This window comes from Spiroplasma endosymbiont of Andrena trimmerana (genome assembly GCF_964019575.1).
Lineage (GTDB): Bacteria > Bacillota_I > Bacilli_A > Mycoplasmatales > VBWQ01 > Spiroplasma_E.
Genome location: NZ_OZ026455.1, coordinates 1588165 through 1607450 on the forward strand (window position 1 = coordinate 1588165; position 19286 = coordinate 1607450).

Genomic DNA, 19286 nt, shown 5'->3' on the forward strand with positions numbered 1-19286 from the left:
ATGCCAATCGGTACAACTAATACAGCAATACTTTTAAACATAAATAAACCCAAACATACTAGAATAAGTAAACAACAAGAAAATAAAAGTTTTTGATGAGAAATTTTAGAAATGATTGGTGTACAAGTAATAGCAGTAGCACTTGCTCCTTTTACTGGTGGATTAAGTGAAAGCGTAGCCCTTGGATTAGGTGCAAGTGATTTAGTTGCTAGTATTAGTGCTGTTGGTGTAGAATTTTTAACTGATTTTACTATTAATCAAGTTTATGATTATTTAAAAGGAAATGTAACAAAATTAAATACTTTCTTTAATATACTACCTGCATTTGCTGGACTGAATAAAATTAGTCGTGGTTATCGTACAACTAAATTTATTAAATTAGCACAAAAAACTAAAACATTAGAACAAGTTGGTATTAAAGAAGTAAAAAACTTACAAGAAATTATTAGTCAAGTAGGTGGAAAAGAAATTTTAACAGATAAAATTATTGGTAATAATCGTTACTTATTTAATTATAGTTTTGCTCCTAATCGTGAAACAATAATTCAAAATTTAGGATTTGTTGCAGAAAGACAATTTAAAAATAATTTTCAAAAACTAGAAGCACAGGAGTTAAAAGATTACTTATTATTACAAAATACATTAATAAAATTAAGTCCACAATTAACTCCTAAATTTAAAATCAAAGATATTGAAAAAGCAAATAATTTTTTAAAAAAATATAATACTGATTTAAAAAAAGTATTATCTATGAACCAACATGATTGATTAAATTTAGTTCATACAATACACACAGAAAATAGATATGGAAAAACTTTAATTTTGGATTTACAAAAAATTCGTGCTAATGCTATTAAATTTGATTTTAAAAATAATGTTATTCATAAACTTGTTTTAAAAGCAAATCAAAGTTTTAAATATTTTGATATTAGATTTTATTTAAAAAAAGGTTTAAATAAATTTTGAAAAGATACACCATATTTTGAAAAAATAAGAGAAAGTATATATAAATTACAAGAAAAATTTGAAAAGTTAGAAAAACAAGCATTTGAAAAAATTAATAAATTAAAACAAAAAGCAACTGATTTATTTACTAGTGCAGAAAAAAGAGCAATTAAACATGCACAATTAATTCCATTAAATTCACCAGTATTTATGGGTTGTAAAATTCAACCTTTATCATTAGATAAATGTGCAATTACTATTTATCATCGCAATCCTAAATATAAACCAATTACAGTTGTTGATAGTATTCTTAAAGCAGAAACTTTTGTTACTCAAATACATCCATTTCATTGATATCGTTGATATAGTGGTTGATACATGGGTTATGGTATTAATCGTAATAAATGATTAAAAGCAATAGCATTTGCTCCACCAGTGGTGCAACAAATAATTAGAGATAGTTTTAAAGTATATAGAGAAATATTTAGAATAATAAGAACTTATCATAAAGTAGTAAATGTTATTAATAATCCTATTGAAAATATTAACAAATCATTTAAAAATGTTGGTTTAAAATTTTCAGTAAATACTTTATTTGGTACTGGATTATTACATCATTTAGAAAAGTTTGCATATAGTCAAGTTGTAGCAAAAAGTAAGAAAAAATTAAAAAAAGGCAAAAATAAAATACAAAAAGAAATTGAACATATAACACATAAAAAAACAAAAAAACATACTCATCATTATAAACAAGCATTTTTTAAGGAATGATAAATTATGATTAATAAACTTTGAACTGATGTCAGTCTTGAAAATTATAATAACTGATATCCATTAACTGGAATAATTACAAAAACACCACAGCAATATATACAAACATGACCTAATGTTAATGATTGATTTAAAACTTTTGCTATTCGTGCTCAAAATGATATTAATGCTTATCTTGATTTTATTTTATCTAAATTTCCTTTTGATAGTTTTAAAGATGAGTTAATTAAAGAAACATTAAGAGATATGGTTTATGTAATGGTTGAACATTGAGTATTTAATCGTACACCAATTGAATTTAATGTTGATGCTACTATTCAATTTAATAATGGTAGTCAATTTAGTGCAAATAGTACTCCTACAATTAATGTTTGAGATTTAGCACCTAGTAGAATGAAAATATGAGCAAGATTAACAGAATTAAAACAAATATTTTCAAGTTATAATGATGATGAAATAGATGTTGAAAAAATTGACTTAAAAGCATTTTATACTAGAAATCAAGTTGATGAATTAATTGAACAACAAAAAGAATTTACATTATCAAAACAAATTAAATTATATGATGATTTAGTTGATGATAATGAAAATGAAATATACAGAGGTCCTGTTAGTAAATTTGTTAATAAAGGTTATGTTGCAACAGATTATGATAAAGAAACTGAAACAATGATTTTAGATTGACCTGATGAAATTGGAACATTACCACCCGAAGCATTACAAAATAATCCACAAATTGGTGATTATACACATGCACCAACTTGTGATTTTTCTGCTAAACAACAAAAACGAATTACTACAAATGAAAATGAAATTACCAAATTAAATAATGAATTAATTAAAGCAAATGAAAATATTAATGATGTTAAAAATAATTGATTTAATATTGAAACTAGTCCCTTATGAAAAAAAGTTGAAAATAATAATATAGAAACATTTAAATGATATTTTATTAAAATCAGTTATCAATATTCAACAGAAAATAACTTTATGAAATTTTATAAAGTAATTAAAATTTATTTAAATAATATTTTTCATGAATTTGAATTGTTAAATGTTGATTCCATGACTTATAAAGAACAAATACAAAATAAAAATATTTTAAATATTGGAACTATTTACTATAACAATAGAAATAAAACATTTAGTGGTGGCGGTAATTCTTATCCTGAACGTGGAAAAATTAATTTAATTGGTGATATACAAGAAATATATCAATATATTGGAAAAGGTACACCAACTGAATTTATAGTAGAAGATAGTACTGAACGTGATTACTATACAAAACTAGAAACTAATAATTTATTAGATAAAAAACAAGATAAATTAATTGCTGGTACTAATATAACTATTGATGAAAATAATAAAATTAGTGCTACTGGTGGTAAAGTAGATTTATCTGATTATTATAAAAAAGAAGAAGTAGATAAAAAATTAGAAGATACAAAAGCACAATTTCCGATTGCATTTCAAATAAATGCTCTAAGTCAAGAAATTCCTAATTTAAAAACTACTGATAAAACTATTGCTGGGGCTATTAATGAAAATAAAACTAATATTGATAAAAAGAAAGATAAAGAAAATTGAGTTGTAATAGGAAATAGAGTTGATAATAGAACATGAAGTAATTTTGATATTAATCTTGGTAAAACATATCGTGTATTTATAACATGAGAAAGACTTGCACCATTACAAAATGGTTATCCATTAATGTTATTGTTTAAATCAGCACAAGCAGTTGGAACTGGTACGTGAACTCTTATTATTGGTAAAATTGATAATAAAGAAGCTTCTTTAATTCTTAATGCTGATTATACTAAGGTTAATAAATGAAGTTTATTTATTAAATGTGAAATTGATGGTGGTGCTATATTTAATTTTGAGGAATTAAAAGAAAATACTTATCAAATTACTAGTGATACATTAGATATTACTTCACCAAGTGTAATTAATATAGATAAACCAATTAAAATTAATTCAAAAAGTTTAGAAACAAATGAAATAGAAGAAAATAATTGAGATATTGAATTAAAAAATAATCCAACACCAAGTCCAAATATTCCACAATGAAAAGAAGTTGGAACAAAAGAAGATAATAAAACTATTAAGCATAATTTTATTAAAAATAAAAGATATCGTATTTATTATAATTTTACTCCTACAAATGATAATACAAAATCTTCTTGAATATGTACAGAATTTATATATGTTAATACAACACAATATTTAAATTGTATGATTACACAAGATTATATTTATATTTGATTACAATTAAATATATATAGTATATTTTTAACTACTGCACCATATCCACATTTATATGGAAAAATTTTAAAATTAGAAGAATTACAGGAATAATATTATGTTTTTTAAAATTATAAAAATTATTTTAGGTTTAATAGGAGTAATTCTATCATCTGCAACTGCTGGTTTAATTATATTTATTATTGTAAAAATCATATTAAAAATTAATCAAATATTTTAAAGAAAGGTGGTGAATATTATGTTAAGTTTATTTAAAAGAAAAGATAAAAGCAATATTAATGATAATCAAAGTGAAAAATTAAAATTTTTAACTAATAAAAATAAAAGTACACATGCTTCTATTTTAAATTATTTTGGTTTTAATGATTTTAACCATGAAACTTATTTTACTGATTTTGTAGCAGAAAATAATGCTAATTTATATAATGCTCCATTAGAAATTAATAATGAAACCATTAAACAATATTTAATTCAACAAGAATTTTATAGAAAAAATTGAAATTCTATTTTTAAATTAAGTAAATTAGGAATTAGTGGTTATTTAATTTATATTGCAAATGATAATTTATATTTTCAAGTAGTTGACATACAACAAAGAGTTTATGATATTACTGGTAAATTAATTCAATGTACTATTTTTTATGATAATTATGAACAAAATGCACAAACTGTAAGATTATTTGAAGTTTATACATTAAACAATGAACAAGTAACAATTAATCGTGCAATTTATAGTATTAATGATACTAAAAAACAAAATAAATTAGATTTTAAATCATACATTAATAATCCCAATTTAGAACAAGAACAAATACTAAATATTAATTATATACCAATAGCAATTATGAGAAATAAAGCAAATGAACAAGCAGATTGTGAAAAAGTAATGGATAAAATTAAAGCACTAGATGTTATTTATGAACAAATTGTTTTAGATACTATTTTAAACTCACCTAAATTTATATTTAGTCAAACTTATGGTAATGTTCAATCAGCATTAGAAGAAGCAGTAAGAACTTTGGTTACTAAAAACTACATATTTAAAAGTGGTGGAGATAATAATGAACAAAACGAAAATATCAATATGACAAATAGTAATTTTAAAGGTAAAAATTTAACCGATATATACGATTGAAATGTTAATGAAATATTTAAACGTTGTGGTATTCACATTCCAAGTCAAAAAAAATCAGCACAACAATCAGTTCCCGAAAGTACAGCAGTTAATATTTCAACCATTAATTATATTGAACAAAAATTATGACAATTTAATATTGATATTCTTAAATTTATTCAAATATTAGTACGTATGGATAAAGATTTATTAAATAGTAAAACATTTAACATTAATGATGAACAAAAAATTAATAATTTAACAGTTAAATTAAAATTATTTAACCCCGAAAATAACCAATTAATAGGAGATAACAATGGAAAACAACAACAAACCACAAACGAAGTTTCCTCAGAAACAGAAACAAACTAAACTTAATCAAGCAGAAATAGAAAATGATTATTTAATCGATAATATCCCTTATGACTTTACTAATATGATGCGTGCTACTAGTGACCCAGACATTAATAGAGCATATGATGAATTTAAAAAAAGAACAATTTATATTTATGAAATTGAACGTTTATTTAAAAACAATGAAAATAATAGTTTAAGATTTTCAGCAAACACTATTAAAATAGGTTTTATTGATATTGATAAAGTATTAAAAACTATTGCAGTTGAAACATCTGATTTTACTATGCAATTAAATCAAAGAGCAAGTACTAACATTAATGATAATACAATTGAATATAGTATGACTGATATTAAAAATTTAATTTTTCAAGAAATAAATTTATTAAATCAATTTAAATTATATGCAGTATCTATTAATGAACCATTAACTGAAAATAACATTGATAATTTATATATTATTAATAATTATTCACAACCTTATCAAAATCCAAAAACTAGAAGCACTAAAAGTATAACTATTATTAAAATTAAAGATTTTAAAACAAGAGATGGTTATCCAATCATTATTAAATTACAAAAACCATTAGATAAAGATACCAAAGTAATTGGTTTAAAAATTAAAGCTCCTAGAAGCATGATTTTTGGCAATATAAAGGTACTTGGTGAAGTTGACAATATGGAAGTATACCCAAAGTTATTTGTGAAAGATAAGATAGCATTTCCACTATTATCAATGCCTATTGAAACTCAACCAAAAGTTAGAATATTACAACAATGATTTAGTGAACAAATATTACCTTGAAATTTAGCAAAACAATTTATTGGAAAAGAAAAATCAGTTTTAGATTTAATTGCTATTGGTGGAGGTACTGAAACAAGAAAAGAAATTATTAATAATGCAAGAGTAACAAATGCTAAAATTGGTTATGATGTTACTAAAAATTCAAAAGTATGACCCTTATCTGATGAACTAGAATTAAAAGATACAAAATTAGAGTCATGATTTTTAGCAGGTAACTATAATTTATTTATTTCTACAACAAATAAATTTCATGATGTTGAATTAGAAATAAAAGATAGACCACCAATTGATAGTTTACAAAAAGTATTATTAGATATGTTAACTTATACATATACTTATAATAGAAACTTTGATGGTGCATTATTGGACTCAACTAAATCTCCAAATGATTTAGATATAATGCGAGCAAAATTTGAAGGTCAAAAACCAGAAGATGTTATAACTAATTTATTTAAACAATGAAAATTAGATTATCCAAATTATATAAGTTTAGAACAAATAAAAATATTTAAACAAATAGTGATTATGTTATCTAGTAATATTTATTCAACAATGTCTATAAATAAAGGAATGAATGATGATTATAAACTTTTATTACCTTACTACTTCGAATTAAAATCAAATCCTATACATTCTACACCTGAAAAAGTTTGAGAATTTAAAGATGCAAAAGTATTATTAAAATCTGAATATTTTGATTTTACAGATGTGAATAACATTAAATTAAAAAACAATGACATTAGTCAAAATGAATTATTCAAATTAGATGATAACCAATTTAATTGATTATCCATAACTAATGAACTAGAAAGCAATAATATTCCTTCATTAATTCCTGCTGATTGAACATTAGGTAATGGAGAATATGGTAAATATTTTACAAGATTAATTATTGATAAAGTTAAAATTGAAAATGCTTTAAATTTATATGGTTCAAATAAATCACAATTATTTTCAAAACTAGAATTTTATAAAGAAATATTACAAATTGACAATGACAGTAAATTTGAATTGCAAATCAAAAATACGATTAATAATTTAAATCGGATTGAAATTAGTGGAATGTTTGATGCTGGTAATTATGATTTAATTTTAGTAACAGATAAACAAGAAATAAATTTAAAAAATATTAATTTATTTGATAAATATAATGAAAATATTTTGGGAGATTGTCAAAAATCCGGAATAAATTAAATCGTTATAGTCTTATTATAAATTTAGACAAGAAATAATTTGGATTTTTATGAAATTGTAAATTTATCTTACTACTAATTTAAAAATATTACAATTAAAATACTGAATTTTATAAATTATAAAAACATTTTAATAATTTAATTAACATAAATATATAACAAAAATTCTTATTAACTTTTAATTTAATAAGTTTTTTTAATTTTTTATTTTAAAATAAGTAAAATTATGTTTTTAAATTTATTTGATTACATTTAAAAATAACCATTTTTATATAAATAAAAATACTATATGTTCTATTAACAATCATTTCTTTTAAAACATGTCAAATATTTGTTTCAGTAAAACAACCAATATTTCACTTTGCACCTTGATTAACAATACCTTTTTTATTATTTTTAAAATATTGTTTTTTTAACTTTTTATGATTATCTAATTCTTTATATAAATAATCAATTAATTGTTCATATTGACCATTATTAATGAAATCTTTACAATTATTATATTCACTTCAATATTTTCCTTTATTTCCCGCCATTATACCAAGATATAATGTTCTAATTAAATGGAATTTATCTAAAACAAACTCAGCACCAAGATAATCTGCTACATCTTTAATTCATCCAGCACTATCTCCACAAATAATTATTTTTGCTTGTTCAACATTTTCATAAAATTTTTGACAATGTTCTTTAACAAATTCAGCAGTTTTTTTAACTCCAATTGCTGTTCTTGTTGGTCTAATAATTGCTTTTACTCTTTTATTTTGTACTTTATGATTAATATTATCTGTATATGTTGTTATTAATCTCATAGAGTGTTTTATACCTTTACGTTTAAAATCTCAAAACTTTCGATGTCCATCATCAATTGCTACAAAAATAGGTTGATTTTTTTCTAATTTTACTTTTACTGGATTTGCTTCAATTACTTCTAAATTTTTAAAAACTCTATGAATAGTACTAACACTAATACCTGCTTTTTTACAAATAGCACAAATATCATGATATCTTTTTCCATCAGCAAAATATTCAATAATAGTTTGTTCAACATCTTCACCAATTCTTTTATATTTAGGTAATTCTAGTCATTCATCAACTAAACAAACACGAACTCATTTTTGTAATTTTTCATCAAAATATTCATAAATTCTTCTTTTATAAGTTACTAATCCATACATTATTTTTCTTGTTCGATATTGATAATCAACAATTTTATATTTCTTTTTATCTCTTGTATTTTTTATTCTTCAATCTCATTTTTCTCATTTTTTTGTTATATGTTCTAAAACTAATTTATCAATTTTTGCACTTTGTTCTCTAAAATTTCATTTATAATTGCTGAGTTATACTTGTAAGTGCAAGTAAATAAAATTGCAAAAAATTCTCATATAAAAATTTCATAATGCTAAATTTAGTTTAGAAAAAAGTAAGGAGTTTTTATATGAGTTATAAACATCTTGGCATAGATGAAAGAATTTATATTGAGAATCAATTGAAATTTAAATTTAAAATTAGTGAAATAGCTAAAAATCTTAATCGAAGTATTAGTACTATTATTCGAGAAATTAATAGAAATAAAGATAATAATCATTATTTTTCATTAATTGCACAAAATAAAGCTGAAAATCGAAAACAATCACATATTAGTTTTCATAAGTTTAAAAATAAGAATTTAGTAAAATATGTACAACAAAAATTACTATTAGGTTGATCACCTGAACAAATTTATGGCAGAATTAAAAATTTTCATAAAGAATGAGTTATTAGTTTTAAAACAATTTATACTTGAATTTATTTTGGAATGCTTGATAAAGTTACTAGTAAAAATTTAAGAAGAAAAGGTAAAAAACGAAAATCTAAAGAAAATCGTGGCAAGTTTAATGGTAAATCAATTAAAGAACGAGATATAAATGTTAATGATCGTATAACACTTGGTCATTGAGAAGGAGATACTATAGTATCATCACGAGGTAAAAGCAAATCATGTTTAATAACTTTAGTTGAAAGAGTATCACGATTTACTTTAGCAATATTAGTTAAAAACAGAACTACTAAAGTTATTAATAAAAATGTCAGTTATTATTTATCAATTCTTCCTAAAAACATTGTTAAAACTATTACTTTTGATCGTGGCAAAGAATTTTCAAATTGACAACAACTTGAAAAAAATTTAGATGTAAAAATTTATTTTGCCAATCCATATTCACCTTGACAAAGAGGTACTAATGAAAATACTAATGGTTTAATTAGAGAAAAATTTCCTAAAAAATTTATTTTTTCAAAAACTAATAAAAATGAAGTTCATAAATTTATATTGTCTTTAAATCAAAAACCGAGAAAAATACTAAATTATCTTTCACCAATCGAATATTTGGATAGAAAAATAATTTAGTTGCACTTACCTTTACAATTTAGCAATTAAAATTCACATTTACTTCTCCTAACTATTTTAAAAAAATCTAAATTTATTGTAAATATATTTAAAAAATTAATTTACTTAATTATTATATAAATATATAAGTGTAATTTTAAATAAAATAAAAATTATTTAAAAAACCACTTTCATATTTAAAATATAATAAACAATTTCAATATAATTAATAGTATAGGTATCACAAAATAAACACCTTTAATTTAGGCATTATTTTGAGTTTAAAAGCATACTTGTAAAAATAATCAAAAATAGTACAATTTATAAGTAAAATCAAGGAAAAAAGGAGTAATTAAATGAGCAAAATAAATAAATGTTTAATAATAAATTGTAATAAAAGAAAAGAATTTTTTAATAAAAAATATGATATTTTTTGTAATGAGCATAATATTAAATTTACAGATTTTATTGGTAATCAATGAATTCCAAATGCAACAATAGAAAAATGAAGAAAATATCCAAAATTACATACAGAATTTGTTAATTTAAAAGCAGCAGAGTTTATTCACCAAGAAAATAAAAAAATAAATCCCAAAGTTAGTTTTAGTCAAACAGGAAAAGAAATTTTAAAAAGGGAGAATTTAAATGCAAAATAGTAAAGGAAAATCATTAAAAGTTGTAACTAATTTAAAATCTTTAAAAAAGATTTTGAAAAATGAATGTTGTTTGTCAAAGTAAAAATTGTAATAACAAATGAAGTAATATTGTTTTATTAGAATTAAAATCAACAACATTTAGTCTTTTTCTTTGTGAAAATCATGCAATTAATTTAGAACATGAATTATTACCAAAATGATTAAAAACTTGTGAAAAATTAAGAAAAAATAAAAAGGAGAAATTTATTATGAAAACATGAATAAAAGCAAATTTAAGTAAAATAACATTAGCATTAGCACTAACTGGTGCTACAACTGGAACAATAGGATTAATCATGGGGGGGTGCTTACCCATAATATAGGTACTAATGTTAAACATTATTTAGACCACAATAAACAAATTGTTTTTGGTACTTCAACAATATGAGAAAGAAAAAATCATAGTAAAGATATAATGGATTTATATTTTGCAATTAATAAATTTACAGATGATGCCATAGAATGAGATGGTACATATCCTGATGGATATTTTAATAAATAATCTAAATTTCTAAATTAATATAGGAAATATTTTCATTATATTTTTCAAATAAACTAATATTGTTTAAAGTGATATCAATATTTTTATCAGTTATTAAAATTAAATCATAATTTCCGGCACCAAATATTCCGCTGATTTCAATCCGATTTAAATTATTAATCGGATTTTTAATTTGCAATTCAAATTCATTATCATTGTCAATTTGTGAAATTTCTTCATAAAAGTCTAATTTAGAAAATAATTGAGATTTATCTGAACCATATAAATTTAAAGCATTTTTAATTTTATTTTTATTAATAAGTGCCCTTGTAAAGTATTTTCCATATTCACCATTACCAAGTGTTCAATCTGCTGGAATTAATGAAGGTATGTTATTACTTTCTAATTCGTTTGTAATAGATAATCAGTTGAATTGATTATCATCAAGTTTAAATAATTCATTTTGACTAATATCATTATTTTTTAATTTAATGTTATTAATATCTGTAAAGTCAAAATATTCAGATTTTAATATCACTTTTACATCTTTAAATTCTCAAACTTTATCAGATGTAGAATGAATAGGATTTGACTTTAATTCAAAATAATAAGGCAATAATAATTTATAATCATCGTTTAGGCCATTATTAATTGACATTGTTGAATAAATATTTTTTGATAACATTGTAACTATTTGTTTTAATACTTTAACTTGTGGTAAATTTATGTAATTTGGATAATCTAATTCTCACTGTTTAAATAAATTAGTAATAACATCACTTGGTTTTTGACCCTCGAATTTAGCACGCATTTTATCTAAATCATTAATTTTAGTCGTGTCATTGGTTAATGATGTACCATCAAAGTTTCTATTATAAGTATATGTATAAGTTAACATATCTAATAATACTTTTTGTAAACTATCAATTGGTGGTCTATCTTTTATTTCTAATTCAACATCATGAAATTTATTTGTTGTAGAAATAAATAAATTATAGTTACCTGCTAAAAATCATGACTCTAATTTTGTATCTTTTAATTCTAGTTCATCAGATAAGGGTCATACTTTTGAATTTTTAGTAACATCATAACCAATTTTAGCATTTGTTACTCTTGCATTATTAATAATTTCTTTTCTTGTTTCAGTACCTCCACCAATAGCAATTAAATCTAAAACTGATTTTTCTTTTCCAATAAATTGTTTTGCTAAATTTCAAGGTAATATTTGTTCACTAAATCATTGTTGTAATATTCTAACTTTTGGTTGAGTTTCAATAGGCATTGATAATAGTGGAAATGCTATCTTATCTTTCACAAATAACTTTGGGTATACTTCCATATTGTCAACTTCACCAAGTACCTTTATATTGCCAAAAATCATGCTTCTAGGAGCTTTAATTTTTAAACCAATTACTTTGGTATCTTTATCTAATGGTTTTTGTAATTTAATAATGATTGGATAACCATCTCTTGTTTTAAAATCTTTAATTTTAATAATAGTTATACTTTTAGTGCTTCTAGTTTTTGGATTTTGATAAGGTTGTGAATAATTATTAATAATATATAAATTATCAATGTTATTTTCAGTTAATGGTTCATTAATAGATACTGCATATAATTTAAATTGATTTAATAAATTTATTTCTTGAAAAATTAAATTTTTAATATCAGTCATACTATATTCAATTGTATTATCATTAATGTTAGTACTTGCTCTTTGATTTAATTGCATAGTAAAATCAGATGTTTCAACTGCAATAGTTTTTAATACTTTATCAATATCAATAAAACCTATTTTAATAGTGTTTGCTGAAAATCTTAAACTATTATTTTCATTGTTTTTAAATAAACGTTCAATTTCATAAATATAAATTGTTCTTTTTTTAAATTCATCATATGCTCTATTAATGTCTGGGTCACTAGTAGCACGCATCATATTAGTAAAGTCATAAGGGATATTATCGATTAAATAATCATTTTCTATTTCTGCTTGATTAAGTTTAGTTTGTTTCTGTTTCTGAGGAAACTTCGTTTGTGGTTTGTTGTTGTTTTCCATTGTTATCTCCTATTAATTGGTTATTTTCGGGGTTAAATAATTTTAATTTAACTGTTAAATTATTAATTTTTTGTTCATCATTAATGTTAAATGTTTTACTATTTAATAAATCTTTATCCATACGTACTAATATTTGAATAAATTTAAGAATATCAATATTAAATTGTCATAATTTTTGTTCAATATAATTAATAGTTGAAATATTAACTGCTGTACTTTCTGGAACTGATTGTTGTGCTGATTTCTTTTGACTTGGTATATGAATACCACAACGTTTAAATATTTCATTAACATTTCAATCATATATATCAGTTAAATTTTTACCTTTAAAATTACTATTTGTCATATTGATATTTTCGTTTTGTTCATTATTATCTCCACCACTTTTAAATATGTAGTTTTTAGTAACCAAAGTTCTTACTGCTTCTTCTAATGCTGATTGAACATTACCATAAGTTTGACTAAATATAAATTTAGGTGAGTTTAAAATAGTATCTAAAACAATTTGTTCATAAATAACATCTAGTGCTTTAATTTTATCCATTACTTTTTCACAATCTGCTTGTTCATTTGCTTTATTTCTCATAATTGCTATTGGTATATAATTAATATTTAGTATTTGTTCTTGTACTAAATTGGGATTATTAATGTATGATTTAAAATCTAATTTATTTTGTTTTTTAGTATCATTAATACTATAAATTGCACGATTAATTGTTACTTGTTCATTGTTTAATGTATAAACTTCAAATAATCTTACAGTTTGTGCATTTTGTTCATAATTATCATAAAAAATAGTACATTGAATTAATTTACCAGTAATATCATAAACTCTTTGTTGTATGTCAACTACTTGAAAATATAAATTATCATTTGCAATATAAATTAAATAACCACTAATTCCTAATTTACTTAATTTAAAAATAGAATTTCAATTTTTTCTATAAAATTCTTGTTGAATTAAATATTGTTTAATGGTTTCATTATTAATTTCTAATGGAGCATTATATAAATTAGCATTATTTTCTGCTACAAAATCAGTAAAATAAGTTTCATGGTTAAAATCATTAAAACCAAAATAATTTAAAATAGAAGCATGTGTACTTTTATTTTTATTAGTTAAAAATTTTAATTTTTCACTTTGATTATCATTAATATTGCTTTTATCTTTTCTTTTAAATAAACTTAACATAATATTCACCACCTTTCTTTAAAATATTTGATTAATTTTTAATATGATTTTTACAATAATAAATATAATTAAACCAGCAGTTGCAGATGATAGAATTACTCCTATTAAACCTAAAATAATTTTTATAATTTTAAAAAACATAATATTATTCCTGTAATTCTTCTAATTTTAAAATTTTTCCATATAAATGTGGATATGGTGCAGTAGTTAAAAATATACTATATATATTTAATTGTAATCAAATATAAATATAATCTTGTGTAATCATACAATTTAAATATTGTGTTGTATTAACATATATAAATTCTGTACATATTCAAGAAGATTTTGTATTATCATTTGTAGGAGTAAAATTATAATAAATACGATATCTTTTATTTTTAATAAAATTATACTTAATAGTTTTATTATCTTCTTTTGTTCCAACTTCTTTTCATTGTGGAATATTTGGACTTGGTGTTGGATTATTTTTTAATTCAATATCTCAATTATTTTCTTCTATTTCATTTGTTTCTAAACTTTTTGAATTAATTTTAATTGGTTTATCTATATTAATTACACTTGGTGAAGTAATATCTAATGTATCACTAGTAATTTGATAAGTATTTTCTTTTAATTCCTCAAAATTAAATATAGCACCACCATCAATTTCACATTTAATAAATAAACTTCATTTATTAACCTTAGTATAATCAGCATTAAGAATTAAAGAAGCTTCTTTATTATTAATTTTACCAATAATAAGAGTTCACGTACCAGTTCCAACTGCTTGTGCTGATTTAAACAATAACATTAGTGGATAACCATTTTGTAATGGTGCAAGTCTTTCTCATGTTATAAATACACGATATGTTTTACCAAGATTAATATCAAAATTACTTCATGTTCTATTATCAACTCTATTTCCTATTACAACTCAATTTTCTTTATCTTTCTTTTTATCAATATTAGTTTTATTTTCATTAATAGCCCCAGCAATAGTTTTATCAGTAGTTTTTAAATTAGGAATTTCTTGACTTAGAGCATTTATTTGAAATGCAATCGGAAATTGTGCTTTTGTATCTTCTAATTTTTTATCTATTTCTTCTTTTTTATAATAATCAGATAAATCTACTTTACCACCAGTAGCACTAATTTTATTATTTTCATCAATAGTTATATTAGTACCAGCAATTAATTTATCTTGTTTTTTATCTAATAAATTATTAGTTTCTAGTTTTGTATAATAATCACGTTCAGTATTTTCTTCTGCTATAAATTCAGTTGGTGCACCTTTTCCTATATATTGATATATTTCTTGTATATCACCAATTAAATTAATTTTTCCACGTTCAGGATAAGAATTACCGCCACCACTAAATGTTTTATTTCTATTGTTATAGTAAATAGTTCCAATATTTAAAATATTTTTATTTTGTATTTGTTCTTTATAAGTCATGGAATCAACATTTAACAATTCAAATTCATGAAAAATATTATTTAAATAAATTTTAATTACTTTATAAAATTTCATAAAGTTATTTTCTGTTGAATATTGATAACTGATTTTAATAAAATATCATTTAAATGTTTCTATATTATTATTTTCAACTTTTTTTCATAAGGGACTAGTTTCAATATTAAATCAATTATTTTTAACATCATTAATATTTTCATTTGCTTTAATTAATTCATTATTTAATTTGGTAATTTCATTTTCATTTGTAGTAATTCGTTTTTGTTGTTTAACAGAAAAATCACAAGTTGGTGCATGTGTATAATCACCAATTTGTGGATTATTTTGTAATGCTTCGGGTGGTAATGTTCCAATTTCATCAGGTCAATCTAAAATCATTGTTTCAGTTTCTTTATCATAATCTGTTGCAACATAACCTTTATTAACAAATTTACTAACAGGACCTCTGTATATTTCATTTTCATTATCATCAACTAAATCATCATATAATTTAATTTGTTTTGATAATGTAAATTCTTTTTGTTGTTCAATTAATTCATCAACTTGATTTCTAGTATAAAATGCTTTTAAGTCAATTTTTTCAACATCTATTTCATCATCATTATAACTTGAAAATATTTGTTTTAATTCTGTTAATCTTGCTCATATTTTCATTCTACTAGGTGCTAAATCTCAAACATTAATTGTAGGAGTACTATTTGCACTAAATTGACTACCATTATTAAATTGAATAGTAGCATCAACATTAAATTCAATTGGTGTACGATTAAATACTCAATGTTCAACCATTACATAAACCATATCTCTTAATGTTTCTATATTATTATTTTCAACTTTTTTTCATAAGGGACTAGTTTCAATATTAAATCAATTATTTTTAACATCATTAATATTTTCATTTGCTTTAATTAATTCATTATTTAATTTGGTAATTTCATTTTCATTTGTAGTAATTCGTTTTTGTTGTTTAACAGAAAAATCACAAGTTGGTGCATGTGTATAATCACCAATTTGTGGATTATTTTGTAATGCTTCGGGTGGTAATGTTCCAATTTCATCAGGTCAATCTAAAATCATTGTTTCAGTTTCTTTATCATAATCTGTTGCAACATAACCTTTATTAACAAATTTACTAACAGGACCTCTGTATATTTCATTTTCATTATCATCAACTAAATCATCATATAATTTAATTTGTTTTGATAATGTAAATTCTTTTTGTTGTTCAATTAATTCATCAACTTGATTTCTAGTATAAAATGCTTTTAAGTCAATTTTTTCAACATCTATTTCATCATCATTATAACTTGAAAATATTTGTTTTAATTCTGTTAATCTTGCTCATATTTTCATTCTACTAGGTGCTAAATCTCAAACATTAATTGTAGGAGTACTATTTGCACTAAATTGACTACCATTATTAAATTGAATAGTAGCATCAACATTAAATTCAATTGGTGTACGATTAAATACTCAATGTTCAACCATTACATAAACCATATCTCTTAATGTTTCTTTAATTAACTCATCTTTAAAACTATCAAAAGGAAATTTAGATAAAATAAAATCAAGATAAGCATTAATATCATTTTGAGCACGAATAGCAAAAGTTTTAAATCAATCATTAACATTAGGTCATGTTTGTATATATTGCTGTGGTGTTTTTGTAATTTTTCCAGTTAATGGATATCAGTTATTATAATTTTCAAGACTGACATCAGTTCAAAGTTTATTAATCATAATTTATCATTCCTTAAAAAATGCTTGTTTATAATGATGAGTATGTTTTTTTGTTTTTTTATGTGTTATATGTTCAATTTCTTTTTGTATTTTATTTTTGCCTTTTTTTAATTTTTTCTTACTTTTTGCTACAACTTGACTATATGCAAACTTTTCTAAATGATGTAATAATCCAGTACCAAATAAAGTATTTACTGAAAATTTTAAACCAACATTTTTAAATGATTTGTTAATATTTTCAATAGGATTATTAATAACATTTACTACTTTATGATAAGTTCTTATTATTCTAAATATTTCTCTATATACTTTAAAACTATCTCTAATTATTTGTTGCACCACTGGTGGAGCAAATGCTATTGCTTTTAATCATTTATTACGATTAATACCATAACCCATGTATCAACCACTATATCAACGATATCAATGAAATGGATGTATTTGAGTAACAAAAGTTTTTGCTTTAAGAATACTATCAACAACTGTAATTGGTTTATATTTAGGATTGCGATGATAAATAGTAATTGCACATTTATCTAATGATAAAGGTTGAATTTTACAACCCATAAATACTGGTGAATTTAATGGAATTAATTGTGCATGTTTAATTGCTCTTTTTTCTGCACTAGTAAATAAATCAGTTGCTTTTTGTTTTAATTTATTAATTTTTTCAAATGCTTGTTTTTCTAACTTTTCAAATTTTTCTTGTAATTTATATATACTTTCTCTTATTTTTTCAAAATATGGTGTATCTTTTCAAAATTTATTTAAACCTTTTTTTAAATAGCTGAGTTATACTTGTAAGTGCAAGTAAATAAAATTGCAAAAAATTCTCATATAAAAATTTCATAATGCTAAATTTAGTTTAGAAAAAAGTAAGGAGTTTTTATATGAGTTATAAACATCTTGGCATAGATGAAAGAATTTATATTGAGAATCAATTGAAATTTAAATTTAAAATTAGTGAAATAGCTAAAAATCTTAATCGAAGTATTAGTACTATTATTCGAGAAATTAATAGAAATAAAGATAATAATCATTATTTTTCATTAATTGCACAAAATAAAGCTGAAAATCGAAAACAATCACATATTAGTTTTCATAAGTTTAAAAATAAGAATTTAGTAAAATATGTACAACAAAAATTACTATTAGGTTGATCACCTGAACAAATTTATGGCAGAATTAAAAATTTTCATAAAGAATGAGTTATTAGTTTTAAAACAATTTATACTTGAATTTATTTTGGAATGCTTGATAAAGTTACTAGTAAAAATTTAAGAAGAAAAGGTAAAAAACGAAAATCTAAAGAAAATCGTGGCAAGTTTAATGGTAAATCAATTAAAGAACGAGATATAAATGTTAATGATCGTATAACACTTGGTCATTGAGAAGGAGATACTATAGTATCATCACGAGGTAAAAGCAAATCATGTTTAATAACTTTAGTTGAAAGAGTATCACGATTTACTTTAGCAATATTAGTTAAAAACAGAACTACTAAAGTTATTAATAAAAATGTCAGTTATTATTTATCAATTCTTCCTAAAAACATTGTTAAAACTATTACTTTTGATCGTGGCAAAGAATTTTCAAATTGACAACAACTTGAAAAAAATTTAGATGTAAAAATTTATTTTGCCAATCCATATTCACCTTGACAAAGAGGTACTAATGAAAATACTAATGGTTTAATTAGAGAAAAATTTCCTAAAAAATTTATTTTTTCAAAAACTAATAAAAATGAAGTTCATAAATTTATATTGTCTTTAAATCAAAAACCGAGAAAAATACTAAATTATCTTTCACCAATCGAATATTTGGATAGAAAAATAATTTAGTTGCACT

The 19286-nt window shown here is 22.2% G+C and carries 16 protein-coding genes; 10 read left to right on the forward strand and 6 right to left on the reverse strand.

Features of this window, described 5'->3' with window-relative positions; genetic code table 4:
* From AACL03_RS09430 to AACL03_RS09450, 5 genes are read left to right on the forward strand one after another with little or no spacing between them, the layout of a single operon-like run.
* Positions 1–1719 (forward strand): hypothetical protein, encoded by a 1719-nt coding sequence (locus tag AACL03_RS09430; RefSeq protein WP_339040133.1) that lies wholly within the window; start codon positions 1–3, stop codon positions 1717–1719.
* A gap of 3 nt (positions 1720–1722) precedes the next feature.
* Positions 1723–4074: a hypothetical protein gene (locus AACL03_RS09435; protein ID WP_339040134.1), complete on the forward strand. Its 2352-nt coding sequence runs from the start codon at positions 1723–1725 to the stop codon at positions 4072–4074.
* Between the two features lie 4 nt (positions 4075–4078).
* A complete protein-coding gene (locus AACL03_RS09440) occupies positions 4079–4201 on the forward strand; it encodes a hypothetical protein (RefSeq protein WP_255495924.1) in 123 nt (40 codons plus the stop codon).
* Between the two features lie 18 nt (positions 4202–4219).
* Positions 4220–5467, forward strand: a complete 1248-nt coding sequence (locus AACL03_RS09445; RefSeq protein ID WP_339040135.1) for a hypothetical protein — start codon at positions 4220–4222, stop codon at positions 5465–5467.
* Positions 5412–7448: a hypothetical protein gene (locus AACL03_RS09450; RefSeq protein WP_339040136.1), complete on the forward strand. Its 2037-nt coding sequence runs from the start codon at positions 5412–5414 to the stop codon at positions 7446–7448. The genes AACL03_RS09445 and AACL03_RS09450 overlap by 56 nt, the downstream gene beginning before the upstream one ends.
* 223 nt (positions 7449–7671) lie before the next feature.
* Here the strand turns inward: AACL03_RS09450 and AACL03_RS09455 are convergent, their stop codons facing one another.
* Positions 7672–8748 carry an Mbov_0401 family ICE element transposase-like protein gene (locus tag AACL03_RS09455; RefSeq protein ID WP_422397989.1) on the reverse strand — a complete coding sequence of 359 codons (1077 nt, stop codon included), beginning with the start codon at positions 8746–8748 and terminating at the stop codon, positions 7672–7674.
* 140 nt (positions 8749–8888) lie between these two features.
* On the opposite strand from AACL03_RS09455, the gene AACL03_RS09460 reads away from it, so the two are divergent.
* The 4 genes from AACL03_RS09460 (at position 8889) to AACL03_RS09475 (ending at position 11015) form a co-directional block, all read left to right on the forward strand.
* Positions 8889–9839 carry an IS30 family transposase gene (locus AACL03_RS09460; protein ID WP_339038665.1) on the forward strand — a complete coding sequence of 317 codons (951 nt, stop codon included), beginning with the start codon at positions 8889–8891 and terminating at the stop codon, positions 9837–9839.
* Between the two features lie 335 nt (positions 9840–10174).
* Positions 10175–10474, forward strand: a complete 300-nt coding sequence (locus AACL03_RS09465; RefSeq protein ID WP_338956837.1) for a hypothetical protein — start codon at positions 10175–10177, stop codon at positions 10472–10474.
* A 59-nt stretch (positions 10475–10533) separates the two neighbouring features.
* The gene (locus AACL03_RS09470; RefSeq protein WP_339040138.1) at positions 10534–10836 is read left to right on the forward strand and encodes a hypothetical protein; all 303 of its coding nucleotides are present in this window, start codon (positions 10534–10536) and stop codon (positions 10834–10836) included.
* Positions 10818–11015: a hypothetical protein gene (locus tag AACL03_RS09475; RefSeq protein ID WP_339040139.1), complete on the forward strand. Its 198-nt coding sequence runs from the start codon at positions 10818–10820 to the stop codon at positions 11013–11015. The genes AACL03_RS09470 and AACL03_RS09475 overlap by 19 nt, the downstream gene beginning before the upstream one ends.
* A gap of 1 nt (position 11016) precedes the next feature.
* Here AACL03_RS09475 and AACL03_RS09480 read toward each other — a convergent pair whose 3' ends face one another.
* From AACL03_RS09480 to AACL03_RS09500, 5 genes are read right to left on the reverse strand one after another with little or no spacing between them, the layout of a single operon-like run.
* Entirely contained in the window at positions 11017–13050 is a 2034-nt protein-coding gene (locus AACL03_RS09480; protein WP_339040140.1) for a hypothetical protein, read from the reverse strand.
* Positions 12995–14242, reverse strand: coding sequence for a hypothetical protein (locus AACL03_RS09485; RefSeq protein WP_339038766.1), 1248 nt, complete (start codon positions 14240–14242; stop codon positions 12995–12997). Before AACL03_RS09485 ends, AACL03_RS09480 begins: the two co-directional genes overlap by 56 nt.
* 18 nt (positions 14243–14260) lie before the next feature.
* Entirely contained in the window at positions 14261–14383 is a 123-nt protein-coding gene (locus AACL03_RS09490) for a hypothetical protein (protein WP_255495924.1), read from the reverse strand.
* A gap of 4 nt (positions 14384–14387) precedes the next feature.
* Positions 14388–17438 carry a hypothetical protein gene (locus AACL03_RS09495; protein WP_339040141.1) on the reverse strand — a complete coding sequence of 1017 codons (3051 nt, stop codon included), beginning with the start codon at positions 17436–17438 and terminating at the stop codon, positions 14388–14390.
* 3 nt (positions 17439–17441) lie between these two features.
* The gene (locus AACL03_RS09500) at positions 17442–18005 is read right to left on the reverse strand and encodes a hypothetical protein (protein ID WP_339040142.1); all 564 of its coding nucleotides are present in this window, start codon (positions 18003–18005) and stop codon (positions 17442–17444) included.
* Positions 18006–18328: 323 nt separating this feature from the next.
* On the opposite strand from AACL03_RS09500, the gene AACL03_RS09505 reads away from it, so the two are divergent.
* Positions 18329–19279, forward strand: a complete 951-nt coding sequence (locus AACL03_RS09505; protein WP_339038665.1) for an IS30 family transposase — start codon at positions 18329–18331, stop codon at positions 19277–19279.
* Positions 19280–19286: the final 7 nt, after the last annotated feature.